The 18,510-nt window shown below is 65.9% G+C and carries 15 protein-coding genes; 10 read left to right on the forward strand and 5 right to left on the reverse strand.

The features are described from left to right. Nucleotides 1–138: 138 nt before the first annotated feature. Nucleotides 139–942 (reverse strand): hypothetical protein, encoded by an 804-nt coding sequence (locus tag AB0I77_RS13255; RefSeq protein WP_363282608.1) that lies wholly within the window; start codon nt 940–942, stop codon nt 139–141. Beyond that, on the reverse strand, nt 939–2,315 hold the full coding sequence (locus AB0I77_RS13260; protein WP_363282609.1) for an AAA family ATPase: 1,377 nt from the start codon (nt 2,313–2,315) through the stop codon (nt 939–941). The genes AB0I77_RS13255 and AB0I77_RS13260 overlap by 4 nt, the downstream gene beginning before the upstream one ends. A 188-nt stretch (nt 2,316–2,503) precedes the next feature. Here AB0I77_RS13260 and AB0I77_RS13265 point away from each other — a divergent pair, with 188 nt between their 5' ends. The 4 genes from AB0I77_RS13265 (at nt 2,504) to AB0I77_RS13280 (ending at nt 10,952) form a co-directional block, all read left to right on the forward strand. Beyond that, on the forward strand, nt 2,504–5,401 hold the full coding sequence (locus tag AB0I77_RS13265) for a DEAD/DEAH box helicase family protein (protein WP_363282610.1): 2,898 nt from the start codon (nt 2,504–2,506) through the stop codon (nt 5,399–5,401). Further along, nucleotides 5,398–6,951, forward strand: a complete 1,554-nt coding sequence (locus tag AB0I77_RS13270; RefSeq protein WP_363282611.1) for a restriction endonuclease subunit S — start codon at nt 5,398–5,400, stop codon at nt 6,949–6,951. Before AB0I77_RS13265 ends, AB0I77_RS13270 begins: the two co-directional genes overlap by 4 nt. Then, the gene (locus AB0I77_RS13275; protein ID WP_363282612.1) at nt 6,948–8,534 is read left to right on the forward strand and encodes a class I SAM-dependent DNA methyltransferase; all 1,587 of its coding nucleotides are present in this window, start codon (nt 6,948–6,950) and stop codon (nt 8,532–8,534) included. Before AB0I77_RS13270 ends, AB0I77_RS13275 begins: the two co-directional genes overlap by 4 nt. 258 nt (nt 8,535–8,792) lie before the next feature. Next, complete coding sequence (locus tag AB0I77_RS13280) at nt 8,793–10,952, forward strand: DUF262 domain-containing protein (protein ID WP_363282613.1); 2,160 nt, start codon at nt 8,793–8,795, stop codon at nt 10,950–10,952. Nucleotides 10,953–11,217: 265 nt separating this feature from the next. Here AB0I77_RS13280 and AB0I77_RS13285 read toward each other — a convergent pair whose 3' ends face one another. Further along, nucleotides 11,218–11,415 carry a DUF397 domain-containing protein gene (locus AB0I77_RS13285; RefSeq protein ID WP_363282614.1) on the reverse strand — a complete coding sequence of 66 codons (198 nt, stop codon included), beginning with the start codon at nt 11,413–11,415 and terminating at the stop codon, nt 11,218–11,220. A 332-nt stretch (nt 11,416–11,747) separates the two neighbouring features. On the opposite strand from AB0I77_RS13285, the gene AB0I77_RS13290 reads away from it, so the two are divergent. Further along, complete coding sequence (locus AB0I77_RS13290; protein WP_363282615.1) at nt 11,748–12,296, forward strand: DUF1062 domain-containing protein; 549 nt, start codon at nt 11,748–11,750, stop codon at nt 12,294–12,296. 86 nt (nt 12,297–12,382) lie between these two features. On the opposite strand, the gene AB0I77_RS13295 is transcribed toward AB0I77_RS13290, so the two are convergent. After that, nucleotides 12,383–13,006 carry a TetR/AcrR family transcriptional regulator gene (locus AB0I77_RS13295; RefSeq protein ID WP_363282616.1) on the reverse strand — a complete coding sequence of 208 codons (624 nt, stop codon included), beginning with the start codon at nt 13,004–13,006 and terminating at the stop codon, nt 12,383–12,385. A 629-nt stretch (nt 13,007–13,635) separates the two neighbouring features. On the opposite strand from AB0I77_RS13295, the gene AB0I77_RS13300 reads away from it, so the two are divergent. The 4 genes from AB0I77_RS13300 to AB0I77_RS13315 are packed head-to-tail and all read left to right on the forward strand — an operon-like array spanning nt 13,636 to nt 17,022. After that, the gene (locus AB0I77_RS13300; RefSeq protein ID WP_363282617.1) at nt 13,636–14,502 is read left to right on the forward strand and encodes an alpha/beta hydrolase; all 867 of its coding nucleotides are present in this window, start codon (nt 13,636–13,638) and stop codon (nt 14,500–14,502) included. A gap of 31 nt (nt 14,503–14,533) precedes the next feature. Then, nucleotides 14,534–15,340, forward strand: a complete 807-nt coding sequence (locus tag AB0I77_RS13305; protein WP_363282618.1) for a strictosidine synthase — start codon at nt 14,534–14,536, stop codon at nt 15,338–15,340. A gap of 53 nt (nt 15,341–15,393) precedes the next feature. Continuing rightward, on the forward strand, nt 15,394–16,224 hold the full coding sequence (locus tag AB0I77_RS13310; protein ID WP_363282619.1) for an enoyl-CoA hydratase/isomerase family protein: 831 nt from the start codon (nt 15,394–15,396) through the stop codon (nt 16,222–16,224). A gap of 51 nt (nt 16,225–16,275) precedes the next feature. Beyond that, nucleotides 16,276–17,022, forward strand: coding sequence for a haloacid dehalogenase type II (locus tag AB0I77_RS13315; RefSeq protein ID WP_363282620.1), 747 nt, complete (start codon nt 16,276–16,278; stop codon nt 17,020–17,022). 36 nt (nt 17,023–17,058) lie between these two features. Here the strand turns inward: AB0I77_RS13315 and AB0I77_RS13320 are convergent, their stop codons facing one another. Next, nucleotides 17,059–17,775 (reverse strand): SDR family oxidoreductase, encoded by a 717-nt coding sequence (locus tag AB0I77_RS13320; protein WP_363282621.1) that lies wholly within the window; start codon nt 17,773–17,775, stop codon nt 17,059–17,061. Between the two features lie 121 nt (nt 17,776–17,896). Here AB0I77_RS13320 and AB0I77_RS13325 point away from each other — a divergent pair, with 121 nt between their 5' ends. Next, nucleotides 17,897–18,499, forward strand: a complete 603-nt coding sequence (locus AB0I77_RS13325; RefSeq protein WP_363282622.1) for a helix-turn-helix domain-containing protein — start codon at nt 17,897–17,899, stop codon at nt 18,497–18,499. Nucleotides 18,500–18,510 lie beyond the last annotated feature (11 nt).

Genomic DNA, 18,510 nt, shown 5'->3' on the forward strand with positions numbered 1-18,510 from the left:
GGCCTGCCGGGTGCCACCTCCAACCAACAGCATCGAGTTGCTGAAGTTGAACGCGGATTATCGTAGCTGCTGAACAGGACTAACAAGCCGTCGATGGTCGATCCCCGCAACGGTCGTGCGCACATGCCCGCCCACACATCAGAAACAGCAGTTTCCCTCCGCCGGTGCCGACCGGAGAGGAAATTCGATCAGGGTCGCCGCGCGCAGTTCCTCGTCCTTCAACAGGTCGAGAATCTCGGGCGGCTCGTCACTCATGACCAAGGCCGCTCCCGGGAGCACGGCCTGGCGCAGCATCGCCTGCCACACGTCGGCGAACGGCTGCCCCTTCAATACCTCCAGAGCATCGCGCTCGGCCTCCGCATCTCCCTGCCGCCGGGCCCGCCCCCAGTCCCTCAGCACAGTCCTGATGTTCAACCGCGCCACCTTACGCCCCGCCACCAGACGCCGCTCGGGCAGGTTCAGGCCGAGCACCTTGACGGTCGTCCGCCCCTTGTCTGTCTCACCCCGGTACTTGCCTTCCCTGATGTTCAGCAGCAAGTGGTCGAACGGGTCGTCCCGCGTCGGATCGATCAGCAGGGGCTCGCCAGTCTCCTCGTCGCACTCCCACCAGTCCCGCTTGTACGTGCTGTTGCACGGGCCGCACACTAGAAGGTGGTTGGGCCAGAAGAAGGTCTTGAGCGCGTCGTGTTCCCGTGGTTCGAAGTGCTCAATGTCGGTCGCGGTGAAGCCACCGCAGTACATGCAGCAGCCAAGGACTCCCGGGGCCATCTTGAGGAGCACCGTACGGAGTCCCTGCCGGACCTCGTCCTCGTCCTTCCAGAGGCTGTCTGCGTATTTCTTGCGCGCACCGCTGGCGACCTCCCTGAGCCCGATCCGCCCTGTAAGCACCGTCATCCGTGCGGTGACGGCGTCGGGCAGGCCGAGGCGTTGAATCGGGATCACGCGTCGCGCTCCCGGGATAGCCGGTACCGCTCCATCACTTCATCAACACGGGCCACCGCCGAACTGGAGAGGTGATCGCGTAGCCGCAGGTATTCCTCAGTCCGCCCGGCATCAGCTCGCCCGAGCAGAACGTCGTACTCCAACTCGGCCAGTTTGTCTCGCAGTTCACGTGCCTTGTCGGAATACGGCGAGTCCAGGCCGAACAAGTCCGAGAGCGCTGCGTCGTCCCCCGTCCCGTACACGATCCGCCCGTATAGATCTCCGTCCACCACCTGGGGTGACTTCTGCTCTCCCGCACCCGGCAGCCAGATCAGCCCGCCCGGGTCCGCCGCCTGGCAGATGTACGGGCTGTGGGTGGTGACGATGAACTGGATTGCCGGGAAGTGCGCGGTGAGCCATTGCCCGATTCGCTTCTGCCAGGTCATGTGTAGGTGCGCGTCGATCTCGTCGATAAGTACCACGCCCGGGTGCGGCAGTACGACCGTGCCGCCGTCCCGTTCCTCGAATGCGAGGACCCCGTACGCCGCATGCATCTGCCGAACGATGTCCAAGACCAGGGCGACCACGGTCCGCTGCCCGTCGCTCATCCGCCGCAGCTCGATCCGGGCGCCCTCTGGGCCGCTGTCACCCTGCTGCCGCAGCCACATTCCGTCCGAGTCCACGTCCTCGATGTGGTAGCCGTCCGGCAGCATCCCGTCGTTGAGTAGCCGGAGCACCCCGGCCTTGACCTCGCCGATCCCTGGGCGTTCCTCCAGGGAGCGCAGGTGGAGAGAGAGCAGCCAGTCGAAGGCCTCGGTGAGGGCCGACTGCTCTTCGAAGAGGGTGCGGAGTGCGACGGCCCGGTCGGGCTGCTGCGGCGTGCGCTCGTAGAGGCCAGTGCCGGTGAGGCGCCGGAAGGGGCCGTACGCGGCACAGAACCAGCCGGGCGGCGGGGCCGAGGACCACAGGGCGGAGGTGACGGGCCGAGGGGCCGAAAAGACCACCTCGGTGGGCGGCTCGAAGTCCTCGACGAGCTCGTCGAGGAGGCTGGTGTCCAGCTCGGGTCGCCAGTCAAGCCGCGCCTCCACCGGGTCACCCCTGTCCGGGGCCATGGTGTCGGCGGCCCGGTCCGCGAAGACCTTGACCACTGCTGAACCGAGGGTGGCCCCGTGTGTCAGATACTCCTCGAGCTCCGGTTCCAGCTGGTGTGCCCGGCGCCCCCCGGTCAGCGCGAGCGCGAGCATCCGCAGCAGGGTGGTCTTGCCCGAGCCGTTCCGCCCGGCCATCACCGTCCAGCCCGCATATCCGCCGCCGGGCCGGGTGAAATCGAGGTCGCAGGCGCGCGGTCCGTGGAAACCACGCACCCCGTCAACTCTGAGACCCGCCACGTACACCGGCCCGTCCTTCCCTCGGCGTGAGATTCCATACGCCGTGTGTGATGTCGCCCACTGTACGGACCGCCGGTGACAACGGCAGTGCCGGGCCTGATCTTTGCGTACGCTCCCAGGCCGCGTACACCGGCTGCTGTAATCGGTGTACGGACAGCTGATCGGTCCGGACCGGGACGTATTGGGGAGGGACCATGAGCGGCGCCGCACCGGAGTGGGCCAGGACAGTGGAGGCGGCCCTGGCCGCCTCGGGCTGGCGGGTCTACGGGCCTGGCGAGCGTGAGCTAGGTGTCGCTCACGAGGCGGTGCGTTCCCCGGTCTCCCCCACTTTGGTCCTATTCACGCTGTACGTGCAGCGCCGGCTCTGCGGGATCGTCGTCGCCGGTCCCGCGCAGAGCGACGAGCAGGACCTGCTCGACACCGCGGCCGAACAGGCAGCCCGGATCGCGGACCGGCACGCCGACCGGGCCTGGCGGGGCGCCCAGCCCCTGCCTTTCCAGTACGTCACCAACAGCGCCACCTGGCGGTTCCGTAACGCGCTGGACGCCGAATACCTCGACGGTACCCCCGCCCCTGACAGCCCTGCCGGCGGTGCGCGCAGTCGTCGGGTATTCGCGGCGCACCAGCCCGCCACGGTGGAACGCTGGATGCGGGAAGCCGAGCGGACGCCGGCCGCTCCGACCTTCCGCGCCCGTCTGCGGAAGCTCCCCACCACGCGCCTCGACCACAAGCGGCTGCGGTCCGCGCAGTACAAGTCCATCAAGTCGCTTGAGAAATCCCTCGCCCGCGACAACCAACGGGCCCTTATCCAGATGGCAACCGGGGCAGGTAAGACATACACCGTCGTCCAAAGCAGTTACCGCCTGCTGCGCCACGCGGGTGCTCGCCGGGTTCTGTTCCTGGTAGATCGCAACAACCTGGGCAAACAGGCGTACAACGAGTACCGGGACTTCGTTCCGCTCGGGGCCAGGACCCCCTTGCATGAGCAGATGCCACTGCGTTTGTTCAGCACGGGCGCGGTTGCAGACTCGGACAAGATCGTGATCTCCACGATCCAGCGACTTTGGTGCAAACTCACGGGGATCCCCGTGCCGGCCGAGGACGACGAGAGTTTTGAGACGGAGCAGGCCGACCGACTGGCGGGCAGGGTAGCGTCCGTGGGCTACTGCCCCGACCTGCCGCCTGACTTCTTCGATGTGATCGTGGTCGATGAGTGCCACCGGTCGATCTACGGACGCTGGCGCCCGGTCCTGGAGTACTTCGACGCCCATGTGGTCGGTCTGACCGCGACACCGATCCAGCAGACCTTCGCGTTCTTCGACAACAACTTGGTCAGCCAGTACACGTACGAACAGGCCGTCGCCGACGGCGTCAACGTCGACTACGACATCTACAAGATCGGCACACGGATCACCCAGCAGGGATCGGTCATTCCCGCACTGAACACGGAGGTCCATCCCGACGGCACGGTCCAGCAGGTCAACTCAGTCATCGCCAAGGTTCACAAACTGACCCGCACCAGGCACTGGCAGACCGTGGAGGAGGACGACCCCTACGCCCGTACCGAGGTCAACCATCGGGTGCGTTCCAACGACCAGATCCGCCTGGTCGTGGAGACTTTCCGGGACAAGCTCTTCACCGAGATCTTCCCGCCGATCGTCGACCAGGAGACCGGCGAGATCCAGAGCCGGGAGATCGTCCCCAAGACTCTCTTCTTCGCCCACAACGACCTGCATGCCGACGCGATCGTGGAGGCCGTACGAACCGCGTTCGGAGCCGGGGACGGCTTCTGCCGGAAGATCACCAGCCAGGCGTCCCGCCCCGGAAAGGCGTTGTCCGACTTCCGCAACAAGCGCGACCTGCGCATCGCCGTGACCGTCGACATGATCGCCACGGGCACGGACATTCCGGCCTTGGAGTGCCTGGTCTTCATGCGGGACATCCAGACCTGGTCGTATTTCGAGCAGATGAAGGGACGCGGCGCCCGCACCGTCAAGGACACCGATCTGGTGAAGGTCACGGCGGACGCAGTCCACAAGGACCGGTTCGTGATCGTCGACGCGGTGGGCGTCACCGAGCACCCGAAGACCGATGCCCGTCCGTTGGTACGGGACGATTCCAAACCCGTGCCGAGCCTGGAGCGGCTCCTTCGCGCCTGTGGGAAGGGCGAGCTCCTCCACCCCGACGACATCGCCACTCTCGCCGGCCGCCTCAGCCGTCTCGGGCGCCGCCTCAACGAGCGGGGCCGGGCGGGCATCGAGGAATACCTGGAGACCGACCAGACATATGAGGGACTGGTCCGCTCGCTGGTCCGGGCCGCCGACACCGAGCAGCCGACGGTGGTACGTGCCGAGCGCCCGGCATCGGATGAGCCGGACGAGTTCGCGGAGATCGCCGACGCTGTGGGCCTGCTGGCCGCAAGCGAGGAACTGCGTGCCGCCCTCCTCAAGGCCGCCCAAGACAGCTGGTTGCTGATCGACCACCTCAGCCAGGACCAGCTCCTTGAGGCACGTGGCCTCCTGGACGAAGAAGAGGCCCGCATGGTCGTCGACGACTGGCGGGCGTACATGACCGAGCACGCGGAGGAGATGCTGCCGCTGCGGATCGCCTTCCAGGAGCGACGGCCGCCCCGCGAGGTGCTCCGCGAACTTCGAGAGCTGATCGGCAAGGTCCGGGCGACCCGGCGCGAATGGACCGAGGCCAGGCTCTGGAAGGCGTATGTGGACCTGGAGATAGCCAGGGGTGCGGCGAGGCGGAACGCCGGACTGGTCGAGTTCCTGTCCGTCATGCGGTACGAGCTCGGGCTCGATGGGAACGAGTTCCGGCCATATCGCAGTACGGTTGAGGGCCGCCTCGAAGCGTGGCTGGCCCGCCAGCACACGGCAGGCGTCGCGTTCGACGACCGGCAGCGAGCATGGCTACGGCAGGTCGTGAATGTGGTGGCGGCCAACGCCACGCTTACGGTGGCCTCGCTGGACGAGGGCCGACGAGCGGCGGCCGGCGGCTACGGCGACTTCGTGGATGCTTTCAAGGGCAGCCGGTGGCAGCCGGGTGAGCTGGTGGACGAGTTGGACAGGGAACTGGGTGCGTGAGCGCAAGCAAGGTTGAGGGCATCGGCGAAGCCGGTAGAGAAGGGCTGCCGGAGGGGTGGGCGTGGGCAACAGTCGGGGACATCCTGGTCGCTCCCGTGGTTAACGGCCGCTCCGTACGGACGGAAGCCGGTGGCTTCCCCGTTCTCCGGTTGACCGCTCTACGTTCGGACAATGTTGATCTCTCCGAGCGGAAGGAAGGCGAGTGGACGGCTGACGAAGCGGCTCCCTATCTCGTGAGAGCCGACGACTTCCTCATCTGTCGTGGCAGCGGGTCACTGGACCTGGTGGGCCGGGGCGCTTTGGTCCCCGAAGCTCCCGATCCCGTCGCCTTCCCCGACACGATGATTCGGGTTCGAGTTCCCGCTGAGCACATCAGCCCACGCTTCCTTACCCGCCTATGGGCTTCGCCCCTGGTTCGGGAACAGATCGAATGCGCCGCCCGGACAACTGCAGGCATTTACAAAGTCAGCCAGCCAGCTGTGCGCGAAGTGAAAATCCCCCTCCCTCCCACCGCCGAACAGCACCGCATCGCTGCCGCCCTCGACACCCGCATGGGCCAGCTCGACACAATCGAGGTCAAACTGAGCGCTGCGCTCAATCACCTCGATGCACTACAGAACTCCACCATGGCAGCGGCTGCCACCGGCCTCCTCGATCCGGAAGCAGTACCTGCCGCAGCACCCACTACAGCAGCCGCCGATCTTGACGACGGTTCGCTCCCCGACCTCGCCGATGGCTGGATCTGGTCCCGACTTGCCGATATCGCCGAAGTCGTCGGGGGGGTCACCAAAGACTCGAAGCGCCAGTCAGACGAGGCGCTTCCCGAAGTGCCTTACCTGCGCGTAGCCAACGCCCAGCGGGCACACCTCAACCTGTCCCAAGTCGCCAAGATCAGAGTTCCGGTGAAGACCTTGTCCAAGCTGCGCCTCAAGAGTGGTGATCTGCTCCTTACCGAAGGGGGCGACCGAGACAAACTCGGCCGCGGGTGGATCTGGGAGAACCAGATCAAGGAATGCATCCACCAGAACCACCTCTTCCGAGCCCGCATTCAGGACGACACCACCCATCCCAAACTGCTCGCCTGGTACACCAACTCAGCGGCTCGCGGTTGGTTCGAGTCACACGCCAAGCAAAGCGTCAACCTCGCCTCGATCAGCATGTCCAAGGTACGGAACCTCCCGGTGCCGATTCCTCCACAGGCTAAGCAGATCGAAGCAGTGGCCGCAGGTGAGCAATCACTGGGACGCCTCAAAGTCCTGGTAGAGCTCACACAACAGGCCCTCACAAACACCGCCATGCTGCGCCGCGCTCTCCTCGCCGAGGCCTTCTCCGGCCGCCTCGTCCCCCAGGACCCCGCAGACGAGCCCGCCGAGGAGTTGCTCAAACGGATCCGCGTCGAGCGCGAGATCGCCGAGGCCGAGCGGAAGACGGCACCCAAGGCGACCCGGGCCCGTGGGCAGGCCACCGCTTCCCCACCGCCCGCCAAGGCGGACGACACCATCCTCGCCAACGGCGAACAGACCGCTCTCCCCCTGGAGTTCAACTCGTGAATCAGGAAGCCCGCCGACTGGTAGACCGCCTGTGGAATTACTGCAACGTCCTGCGGGACGACGGGGTCTCCGCCTCCAGCTACCTGGAGCAGCTCAGCCTCTTGGTCTTTCTGAAGATGGCCGACGAGACGGAACAACTCAACGCCCACCGGCCCGACCTGGCCGATCACGAGCACATGCTGCCCACCACTCCCGAGTGGCAGGACCGCGGTTGGTCCGAGCTCATCGACCTCGACGGCGACCCGTTGGAGGAGGCATACAGCAAGCTCCTCACGGACCTCGGCCGCCGCAGCGACCAGAACGACCACACCACCCTCAGCCTGATCTTCAACCGGGCCCGCAACCACATCGAGAACCCAGCCCATCTCCGCCGACTGATCGTCGATCTCATCGACAAGGAGAAATGGCGCAACTCCCGTTCCGACATCAACGGCGCAGCGTACGAGGCCTTGATCGCCCGCAGCGCCTCGGACACGAAGGCTGGAGCAGGCCAGTACTTCACCCCACGCGCACTGATCGAGTCCATCGTGCGGTGCATGCGCCCGACGCCGTACGACACGATCACCGACCCGGCCTGCGGCACCGGTGGCTTCCTGATCGCCGCGCACGCATACATCACTCGGGAATATGGTGACGACCTTCCGGACGACGACCTCCATCGTCTCCGCACGGAGTCGATCTGGGGCCACGAGATCGTGCCCGCCACCGCACGCCTCGCCGCGATGAACTGCCTCCTACACTCGCTGGGTGACCCGACCGGGAAGCCGATCATCGAGGTCGGCGACGCCTTGGCCAAGCCCCCCGAGCGGCACGCCAGCCTGGTCCTTGCGAACCCGCCATTCGGCCGCAAGTCGGGCATCAACGTGTCCGGCAAAGAAGCGGACGCCGAAGCGGACGACCGCGACAACGTGACGTACAACCGCCCGGACTTCTGGGTGGGCGGACAGACCACGACCAACAAGCAGTTGAACTTCCTCCAACACATCGGAACCCAGCTCACCGACAAGGGTCGGGCAGCTGTGATCGTCCCCGACGGCGTCCTGTACGAGGGCGGCGCCGGCAGCGTGGGCGATCTCGTGCGCCGCGAACTACTCACCGGCTACAACCTGCACACCATGCTGCGCCTGCCGGAGAACATCTTCTACGCCGGCGGCGTGAAAGCCCACGTCCTCTTCTTCGAGGCAATCCCTGGACATCGCGCGGACGACGACCCGCCGCATACCACCCACGTGTGGACGTACGATCTCCGCAGTGTCAGCCGCTTCACCCTCAAGAAGAACCCGATGAAGGCTGAGCACCTGGCCGACTTCGAGAAGCAGGCTTTCGACCCGTCCGACCCGGACCGCAAGCACCGCAAGGAGTCCGACCGGTTCCGCTGCCACAACGCCGCCGAGCTCCTCGCCGCGAAGCAGGTGAACCTGGACATCGCCCGCCTCAGCCCCGAAGCCTCGGCGGCCAAGCAACCCCCGGCGTCCATCGACGAACTGACTCGCACAGTGGCTAGAGAACTCCGCGCAGCCCTGGCTGAGATCGAGGCCTTCGCACAGGAACTCGACGTCAAGCTCACCACGACGTCAGAGTGAGCTGAAGCACGGGCTACACAACGGAGTGCGCTTCCGTTCTGCCGGCCATGAGTGTGGATCTTGGTAGGCAACGCCGGGGACCAGCGTCAGCCCCAACTGAAGCGGACGTCACCGCAACACTTCTAGAGCAAGTGAGAGGACCTGCCCGCAGTGCCTCGCCCTTGCAGACGCGGCGGGTCAGACGTCGATTCGATCGAATGAGTGATGCCCTAACTGGGCACAGAGTCCGGCACGGCACTGCAAGACACTGGGGGACCCATGAGCAACTCGCCCATCGACGGCCGGGGATACACCATCGAGCTGCTCTTCAGCCATCGTTTCCGCCTGGACCCCTACCAGCGGGAGTACACCTGGTCGACCGACGATGTCCGCAGACTGCTACACGACCTCAAGCGCCGTTTCCTGCACAGCTGGGATCCCCAGGACACGCGCCAGGCAGTGGGAAGTTACACGCCGTACTTCCTCGGCCCATACGTCTTCTATCAGTCCGACGGAATCAGTTATCTCGTCGATGGCCAGCAGCGGGTCACGACGCTGCACCTACTCCTCATTCACATGCGGCGCCTCCTGCTGGAGCAGGAACAGCCCACTGAAGCTGGTCAACTCGAACGTCTCATCTCCAGCGTTCAATATGGCAAGGTCACCTTCGCTGTAGACATCGAGGAACGAGCTCCACTACTGACAGCACTTCTGGAGAGCAATCCGTACGAGCTACCGCCTGACGCCAACCCCTCCATTCGCAACCTCTGGGCCCGCAGCCGGGACATCGACGAGGAGTTCCCAACCGAGCTGCTCGGTGAGGCCCTGCCGTACTTTCACGACTGGCTACTCAACCGCGTTGGACTGGTGGGCATCGAGGCTCTCGACCGAGGAAACGGCTGGGAAATCTTCGAGACCATGAACGACCGCGGTACCCGCCTGAGCCCGGTCGACCTGCTCAAGAGCTTCCTGCTGGCCGAAGCGGACCCCTCACAACGGGACTCCCTCAACGCCACGTGGCGGTCCATGCTGACTAATCTCATCGCAGTCGATAACGTCATTCCAGCCGACTTCGTCAAGACACTTCTGCTCGCCAAGCACGCCGACATGAACGAAGGCGCAAACGACGTTCAGCAGATTGAAATGTCGTTCCACGAGTGGATCCGCAAGAACCACCGCCGCATCGGGCTAGTTGGCCGAGCCGACTTCGCGCGCTTCATCACGCAGGACCTGAAGCATCTGGGCGAGTGTTACGCAATGCTGAGGCACGCAGCCACCGTTCCGCAGCAAGGGCTGGAAGCCGTCTATTACAACGAGACGAACGGCATCAGCGATCAGTACCGGCTGATCTTGGCAGCGGTCGATCCTAACGATGGCCAGTCGGTTCAGAAACAGAAGGCCCGCCTGGTAGCGAGCTTCCTCGATCTGCTCTTTGTGCAGCAACTCATTGGCGGCTACGTCCCACAGGGAGCGGACATGGCTGCCACCGTAGACCAGCTTGTCCCTGCGGTACGCCACTGCAGTTCTTCCCACGAACTGAGCCGCATCCTGGCCGGCGAGCTCCCTGCGGGCGACCTCTTCCCTGATTTCGCCGACTACGGGCTTCGCACGGACAACCGGCGTCAAATCCGTTATCTGCTCGCCAGGATGACAGACTTCGCTGAGATTGGTATCGGAAATCTTCCCCGAATCCAGGAGTATCTCAGCGAGACCAAGCCTTACCAAGTCGAGCACATCTGGGCCGTCCACTTCACTCGCTACAAGGATCTCGTGAAGACGCAGGCCGACTTCGACAAGGTCCGTAATCGGCTCGGTGGGCTGTTGCTCCTGCACCAGTCGGACAATGCGAGCTACCGTGATGATCCCTACGTGGATAAGCTTGAGCACTACCAGCGCCAGAACATCCTGGCTGCTGCACTGCATCCCACGACTCACAGGCGAAATCCGCGCTTCGCGAAATTCCTGAAGAAACACGATTTGCAGGGCCTGATGCGCCCATATCCCGGCGACTTCAAGGTTGGGGCAAACGAGGAGCGACAGAAGCTCTACAAGCGGCTATGCGAGATCATCTGGTCCCCGGAAGAGCTTGGCTTGTCACGCAAGCATGTGGCCGCAAATCAGCGCCGGTCCGAGCCGACCAAATCGGCAACCCGCGCACACTACGGAGTGGAAGTGTCGCATCTGCTGACTGCCGGGATTCTCGTAGCAGGAACGAAGCTAAATCCGGGCAGGAACCGTGCCGACACGTTCGCCGAGGTCCTGACTGACGGCCGAATCCGAACCTTCGACGGCCAAGTTTTCGGGGCTTTGTCTCCCGCTGGTGCCCACGTGCGAGGGACAAAAGCCAGTCCTGGGTGGGACTTCTGGCACGTGGAACGAGATGGGGCGCTCGTTCCGATCAAGACCTTGCGGGACGAATACCTGAGCTCGACACGTTGAATCGGGGACCCCTATGCCGCCCCGTTCTCGGGGCGGCATAGGGGTGGCGGCAGACGAGTCGGGCTATACGCCGGGGACAGCAGTGCGAATCGTGGAAGCAGCGTCTGAGCTGCGCGGACGTTTCGCGTGATCAGAGGCCGTGTACATCGCGTGCACTCCGAGTTGAGGTGCCGCGTAGATCGCCGTGGCGCTGTCCGGCGCACAGCCCGTGCTCCTCCATCAAGCGCAGCGGGTTCCGCTGGTATGGCGGACCCTGGCTGTCGTGTCACGCGAGTTCGACGAGCCTGCACACGAACGCCGCCCACTCCGAGTGGCGAAAGGCGAGGCGGGCGCGGGCGAGGTCCTTGGAGTCGCGGACGAGGGTGGTGCCGGGTGTTGCGGCGACTTCCAGGGATGCGCCGCCCTCGTTGCCGCTGTAGCTGCTCTTGAACCAGGCGAGGCGCCCGGGTTCCGGAGTGCTCATCGTTCTCCCAGCATGCTCTCGCACTCACCCACCTCGTCAGCACGAGCCGGGGCTCGGACCAGGTAAGCGAGATGCGCAAGGCCGGCGCAAGTCGCACGGATCCACCGGTGATGACATGCCGGTCGCCATGCGGAACCTGGCGGTGAGACGTCCGAAAACCTGTGGAGCAGGGCTGCCGTGTGCCGCTACCGTGCTGCCGACCCAAGTCGTCCAGTCAAGGACATGCCCTTGTACACCCTGTGAGACCTCCCGAGTGCTGATTCGTCGCGCGTCGCGCAAGTGCGCCGTGCTTCTTTTCGCTGCGGATTTCTCACTGAAGCAGGTGTACTTCTGTGCTCGAAAACTGGGTGGTCGCACCCGTCTGTCTGCCGCTCGTTCGCCGCCGTTGCCACGTGTGCGCGTCCGAGAGCTTCCGGACAAGCGGCAAGTTCCGCGTCAACGCGAACCACAAGCTCATCGACGTCTGGCTCCTCGCGCTCTGCACCACCTGCGGGGAGACCACAAAGCTCACGGTCATGGAGCGGATGAATGTGCGCTCCGTACGACCCGAGGTGCTGGACCGGCTGCATGACAACGACCCCGGTCTGGCGGCTGAGTTGCTCCAGGACCCGGCCGTGCGGCGCCGCAATCGCATCGCCCTCGGCTGGGACAACGCCTGGCGTCTCGACACCGGCGGATCGGATCACCTGGACCGCGAGGTGATCGACGTCTCGGTCCGCTTCGCCGTGCCGATCCCTGTCCGGCCGGTACGGCTGATCGCCGAAGGCTGCGCCCTTTCGCGGGCCGAGGTCGAGAGACTGATCACGGACGGGAAGCTCGTGTCGGCAGTCCGCCTGAGCGGCAAGCTCTCCAGCGACTTCACCTTCACACTCAAGCGCTGAGCCCCCCTCGGGACCAGGGCCTGTCCGGCACGATCCGCCGGACAGGCCCTGGGCGGACGGTTGGGCGACGTGCCGTGGACAGTGGGTCATGCGGCGCGATGGCGGGGTACCAGGGTGGCGTGGAGCTGGCCTCGGATGTCGGCGAGGACGGCTTCGTCGCTGCGGTGCAGGTACACGGTCGCAGTCGTGCTGATGTGAATGATCGCGGTGATCACGCGCGCCAGCGTCGCCGCGTCGGCGGCACCAATGGACTCGTCGCGGGTGAGCAGGCCGGTGATGCCTTCCTCGAGGCGGGCGGACAGAGCGAGGCCCGCACGCCGGTAGGGCTCGGCCGGGTCGCCGAAGACCAGCTCGTGCAAGTACGTGCGGCCGTTCTCGATCTGCTCCCTGATGCAGGCCACTACGGGCCGGACAAGAGCGACGACTGGCTCCAGCACGCCCTGCCCGATGACGGTGTTCGCGGCAGTGAGGCCGTCGTCGATGGCGTCGGCGAACTTCTCGTTCTGCACCATGATCAGCAGTTCCGCCTTCGTGGACGCGTAGAGGTACAGGGTGCCGATCGCGACATCGGCCCGCTCGGCGATCTGCTGTGTCGTGACCCCGCTGACGCCGTGTTCGGCGAACAGCTCGCGGGCCGCGGTCATGATCCGCTCGCGCTTGTCCTTCTTGGCCCGCTCCCGGCGCCCGCTCGGCACGTGTCCGCGTCCCATGAACGGCCTCCTCCCTTGACAGAGAATATGAGTCCACTCATAGTTGAGCGCACTCGGGTTGACCGGATGGGGCGAGACCCATGAAGGCGTTCCGCGGGCGCAAGGAAGGAGCGACGCCCATGAGAGCGTCCGCGGTCACCGCGTACAACGGTCTACGCCCGGCTGGGCAAGGACCGCATAGGCACATGCGCCGAGCGCGCCGCCGCCGCTGAGGGCGAACTGGCCGCTCAAGCCCGCATCGGTCAGCATGGAAGAGGCGGGCTCGCTGCCACTGGTGACGCTCACGGCATGGCACGCGCCGGTGGAGTGCGGGAAGGTGCAGCCCGGGCAGAAGGCTCTCCTCCCGGCCGGCGCCGACGCCGGCGGTCGGCTCGATCTCGATCCGGCTCGGCAAGCACCCTCGGCGCCGCCGGCGGCTCAAACAGGGGCTTCCCCCGTTCGCCCGCGAGGCCAGCCTTAACCCGCTGATGCCCTTGGCCGTCGCAGGCCTCAGCGGCTAGATCCGCAAGCGGGCGAAGAAGGTCGGCGAGATGTACGAGTTCCTGTTCATACACGCCCACCACACCGCACCGCACTGCACCGCACCGCACTGCATCGCACCGATACAAAGCAAGCAAGGAGAAGCCATCATGAGCAGCGACATCACCCCGGACGAACCCGTCATCACGTCCTACGCGCACGCCCCGGCCCGCACCATCACCGCCGGCGGCGTCACCTACGCGTACCGCGAGCTGGGGCCCATGGGCGGCATCCCCGTCCTCTTCTTCGTCCACCTCGCTGGGACCCTGGACAACTGGGACCCGCGCATCATCGACCCCATCGCCAAGGGCCGTCACGTCATCACCTTCGACAACCGCGGTGTCGGAGCCTCCAGCGGTCAGGTGCCGGACAGCATCGAGGCCATGGCCGACGACGCCTACGCCTTCATCTCGGCGCTCGGGTTCGACAAGATCGACATCTTCTCCTTCTCCCTCGGCGGCTTCATCGCCCAGGCCCTGGTGGTGAAGCACCCCGAACTCGTCCGCAAACTCGTCCTCACCGGCACCGGGCCCAAGGGCGGCAAGGACATCGAGAAGGTGGTCGCCACCACGTACTGGGACACGCTGCGCGCCACTTTGACCCGGTCGGACCCCAAGGAGTTCCTGTTCTTCAACCGCGACTCCACCGGCAAGGCCGCCGCGCGCGCGTTCGTCGAGCGGCTCGAGGAGCGCACCGTCGACCGCGACGCGAAGATCAAGGTCAAGGCATTCCAGACGCAGCTGAAGGCGATCAAGAAGTGGGGGCTCTCCACCCCCGACGACCTGTCGAAGATCACCCAGCCCACGCTGATCGCCAACGGCGACAACGACCGCATGGTCCCCTCGCCCCTCTCCGAGGACCTGCACCGGCGCATCAAGGACAGCGAGCTGATCATCTACCCCGACTCCGGTCACGGCGGCATCTTCCAGTACCACGAGGAGTTCGCCCCGCTCGCGGTCGAGTTCCTCGCCCGATGACCACGCCTGCCAGGAAGAGAAGGACAACACCATGAGCATGCCATCGACCGCCGTGCAACCGAACGTGCAGAAGCACCTCACCTCCTCGATCCTGTTGTGGGTGCGCACCGACCAGCCCCGTCAGACCGGCATGGACCACTGGAAGGGCCCGCACTCAGGGATCATCTCCGCCACCCCGGGCCTGGAGGAGTACCGCCAGATCCACCTCGCCGAGCACAACCCGGGCCGGTGGCCGGCGACCGACGGAGTGGAGACCTCGATACCCGTCGACCGGAAGATCGACGGCGTCGCGGAGGTCACCTTCCGATCGGCGCTTGCGCCCTTGAAGGGGCGCGAGCAGACCAAGCTGGCCTACCAGGACGAGATCAACGTGTTCCGCCGCACCCTGCTCTACGCCGGCCCGCCGAACTCATCCCGCTGGTATGACGTCGCAGGCCCGGGAGAGAAGGTCGGGGCCCGCGTCCTGGTCTACCTGCGCCGCAGAGACGGGGCCGGCGCAGGTGAGTTCCGGAAGTTCGTCAACAAGCAGCTCGTCCCCGCACTCGCCGGCACCGGAGTGCTGAAGGAGCTGCGCACACAGACGTTCCTGCCCTGGAACAAAAAGCTCTGGGACACCCCGAACGTCGCCCACGACAACCCCCGCGACCAGCGCTTCCACGCCTCCCTCATGCTCGGGTTCACCGACACCGCAGCACGGGACGCCTTCTTCACCGGCGACGTGATCCAGGGCCTGTCCGACCAGCTGGCACCGCTGGCCTCCGCGATCCACGCCTACGACGTCGCCGCCGCCCTCACCTACGTCAAGAACGGCGACATCCTCCCGCACTACGAGGAGTGAGCGGCAACGGCCTGTTGCCATCCGATATCCCCTCACGCGTCTGGAGCCGGACCATGAGCGACCCAAGCACCATCCACTACGAGCGCACCTCACCCCAGGTCGCGAAGATCACTTTCGCCAATCCGCCCGTCAACCTCATCGTCGGCGAGACCGTCCTGCGCCTCACCGAGATCGTCGAGGAACTGGCCACCGACCCGGACATCCAGGTCGTGGTGTTCGACAGCGCCACCCCCGACTTCTTCTACAACCACTTCGACCTGGCCGCCGCCGCCGACTTCCCCGCCCCCGAGGACGAGAACGCGGTGCCGGCCTGGACGGATCTGGTCCTCAGACTTTCCAAAGCGCCCTACATCACCATCGCGGCCATCCGCGGACGCACCCGCGGCGGCGGGAACGAACTCGCCCTCGCCCTCGATCTGCGGTACGCCAGCCGGGAGAAAGCGATCTTCGGGCAGCCGGAGGTCGGCAGCGGACTGCTCCCCGGCGGTGGCGGCACCGAACGCCTCCCCCGCGCCATCGGCCGCGACCGCGCCCTGGAAGCCATCCTCACCAGCGACGACTACGACGCCGACACCGCCGAACGCTGGGGCTGGACCACCCGTGCCCTCCCCGACAGCGAACTCGACGCCTTCGTCGACACGATCGTCGGCCGGCTCGCCTCCTTCGACCGCACCTCACTCGCCTCGGCCAAAGCCCAGATCAACCGGGCCTCCCTGCCCCCGGACGCGGATCTGATCGCCGCCTACGGCGAGTTCGCCCACTCCCTCACCCTCCCCGGGTTCCTCGCCCGCGCCGTCGGCGCGCAGGCTATCGTCGAGCAGGCCGGCATCGACTTCGAGTACCGCATGGGGCAGTACATCGGCATCGCCAACCAGCAACTCTGACACCCGGCTGCCTAGTTCGTCGTCGCATCCGTGCCGATCAGGAGAGAAACCGTGTCGCGAAACCCCGTCACTGCCGAAGAGAGCCGATGGATGGGCGCCGCCGTAGACGCGGTGGTGTTCGACGTCTTCGGCACCGTGGTCGACTGGCGCACCGGCGTCGCGAGCGAATTCGAGCGCGTCGGCACCCGCGTCGGGGTACAGGCCGACTGGCTGGGACTCACCACCGCGTGGCGCAGCCGGTACCCGCCGGCACTGCTGCGGGTGGTGTCGGGGGAAATGCCTTGGCGGTCACTGGACGAGCTACACCGGATGATGCTCGACGAAGTGCTCACCGAGCACGGCCTGACCGAGTTCACCGACACCGACCGGGCCGAACTCGTCAACGCCTGGCACCGCCTGAGCCCATGGCCCGACAGCCGCGACGGTCTGTCCCAGCTGCGCGAGACCCATATCACCGCCACCCTGTCCAATGGCAGCACCGCGCTCCTCATCCACCTGGCCCGCGCCGGCGGATTGTCGTTCGACACCATCCTGTCCGCCGAGCTGATCCACAGCTATAAGCCGGACCCAAAGGTGTACCTGATGGCCGCCGAACTACTCGAAGTCCCACCGCCGCGGCTGCTGATGACCGCCTGCCATCTCGACGACCTGCGTGCCGCCGCCGACGCCGGACTGCGCACCGCATACATTCCACGCCCCCTGGAATGGGGCCCCGGCCATCCGGTCCCACCGGTGCCGGACTGGGTCGACCTCACCGCCACGGACATCCCCGACCTGGCCCGACGACTCGCTCCATAGCGGCCGATCCGGGCCTCCAGGCCAAGAAGAACAAGCTCAGGCGTTCGTGGTGCTGCGCAGGTCCGGATAGAGCGCCTCGACCGGGCCGCTCAGAGCCGCCTTGACCTGCACGGTCAACTCGTCGGCCAGGACCTCGTACACGCCGGCCTCGACGGCGTCGTAGACCGTCGTCACCAGCTCCGCCGGCAGCAGCTTGGGGCCGTCGGCGTGCGCGGCCATCGGGGTGTCGACGTAGCCCATGTGCACCCCCGTCACGTGGATGCCCTTGGGTGCGAGCTCGATGCGCAGAGAGTTGGTGGCCGACCACAGTGCGGCCTTGGACGCGCTGTAGGTGCCGCCGAAGGCGTACCAGCTGGCAACGGAGTGCACGTCGACGAGGGCCGACTCCGGCTTGGCGGCGAGGATCGGTGCGAAGGCGCGGGCGAGGAAGACGGGTCCGAAGAAGTTCGTCTCCATGTTCGCCCGGATGTCCGCCTCGGTGACGTCGAGCAGGCTCGCGCTCGGCGGGATCGCGCCGGCGTTGTTGATGAGCATGGTGACATCGGGCGCGGCGGCGACGGCCGTGTCGATCGATGCGGGGTCGGTGACATCGAGCGTGAGGGGGACGATGCGTTCATCGTCCCAGGTGCGGGGGGTGCGGGCGGTGGCGTAGACCTTGGCGGCGCCACGAGCCAGGGCGTTGTGGACGAAGTGGGTACCAAGCCCACCGTTTGCTCCGGTGACAAGGACGACTGCTCCGTTGAAGGAAGGCATGAGTGTTCCTTTCCAAGGGGCCCAGCTGTGGGAGCATGAGCAAAGGCGTTTTCGAGCCGACACATTAGCGACTACTCTCATAACTGAGTCGAGTCGGAATCTATTCCCGGAGGGCACCGTCATGCCTGTCGCCTCCCAGCCGGTAGGACGGCGCGAGCGGAACAAGCAGGACAAACTGGACCGCATCATCGCCGCCGCCACCGAGTTGTTCGCCGAACGCGGCGTCGATGAGGTCACGACCCAGCAGATCGCCGACAAGGCCGACATCGGCACCGGGACGCTGTTCCTGTACGCCAAGACCAAGGGCGAGCTTCTCCTGCTTGTGCAGAACGCCAAGTACGCCGACTCGCTCGACCGGGGCCGCGCGGCTGCCGAGACCGTCCCGGGCGTCCTGGACGCGGTGCTGACGATCGTCCGGCCGATCGTGGAATGCAACCGCACCCAGATCGACAACGGACGCACCTACCTGCGAGAGGTGGCCTTCGGCGACCCCGAGGAGCCCCGGCACGGCGAAGCGCTCGCCATCGCCGCGCAGACCGAAGCGGCCGTCGCCGCCGTGCTGCGCCGAGACGAGCAGGTCACAGAGGGCGATGCCGCGACGCTGGCACACATCGTGTCCGCCGTGATGTTCCTCAGCATGGCGGCGAGCATGAACATCGTCTTGAGCGTCGAAGAGATCGTGCAGGACATCCGACGGCAGATCAGCGTCCTGCTGCCTCGCTGAAGCGCGGTCCG

The sequence above is a fragment of the Streptomyces sp. NPDC050619 genome, assembly GCF_040654815.1.
Lineage (GTDB): Bacteria > Actinomycetota > Actinomycetes > Streptomycetales > Streptomycetaceae > Streptomyces.

Coding starts and splice junctions, on each gene's coding strand:
- AB0I77_RS13265 (WP_363282610.1), top strand. CDS start 2,504: ATGAGCGGCGCCGCACCGGAGTGGGCCAGGACAGTGGAGGCGGCCCTG.
- AB0I77_RS13280 (WP_363282613.1), top strand. CDS start 8,793: ATGAGCAACTCGCCCATCGACGGCCGGGGATACACCATCGAGCTGCTC.
- AB0I77_RS13285 (WP_363282614.1), bottom strand. CDS start 11,415: ATGAGCACTCCGGAACCCGGGCGCCTCGCCTGGTTCAAGAGCAGCTAC.
- AB0I77_RS13295 (WP_363282616.1), bottom strand. CDS start 13,006: ATGGGACGCGGACACGTGCCGAGCGGGCGCCGGGAGCGGGCCAAGAAG.
- AB0I77_RS13300 (WP_363282617.1), top strand. CDS start 13,636: ATGAGCAGCGACATCACCCCGGACGAACCCGTCATCACGTCCTACGCG.
- AB0I77_RS13305 (WP_363282618.1), top strand. CDS start 14,534: ATGAGCATGCCATCGACCGCCGTGCAACCGAACGTGCAGAAGCACCTC.
- AB0I77_RS13310 (WP_363282619.1), top strand. CDS start 15,394: ATGAGCGACCCAAGCACCATCCACTACGAGCGCACCTCACCCCAGGTC.
- AB0I77_RS13320 (WP_363282621.1), bottom strand. CDS start 17,775: ATGCCTTCCTTCAACGGAGCAGTCGTCCTTGTCACCGGAGCAAACGGT.
- AB0I77_RS13325 (WP_363282622.1), top strand. CDS start 17,897: ATGCCTGTCGCCTCCCAGCCGGTAGGACGGCGCGAGCGGAACAAGCAG.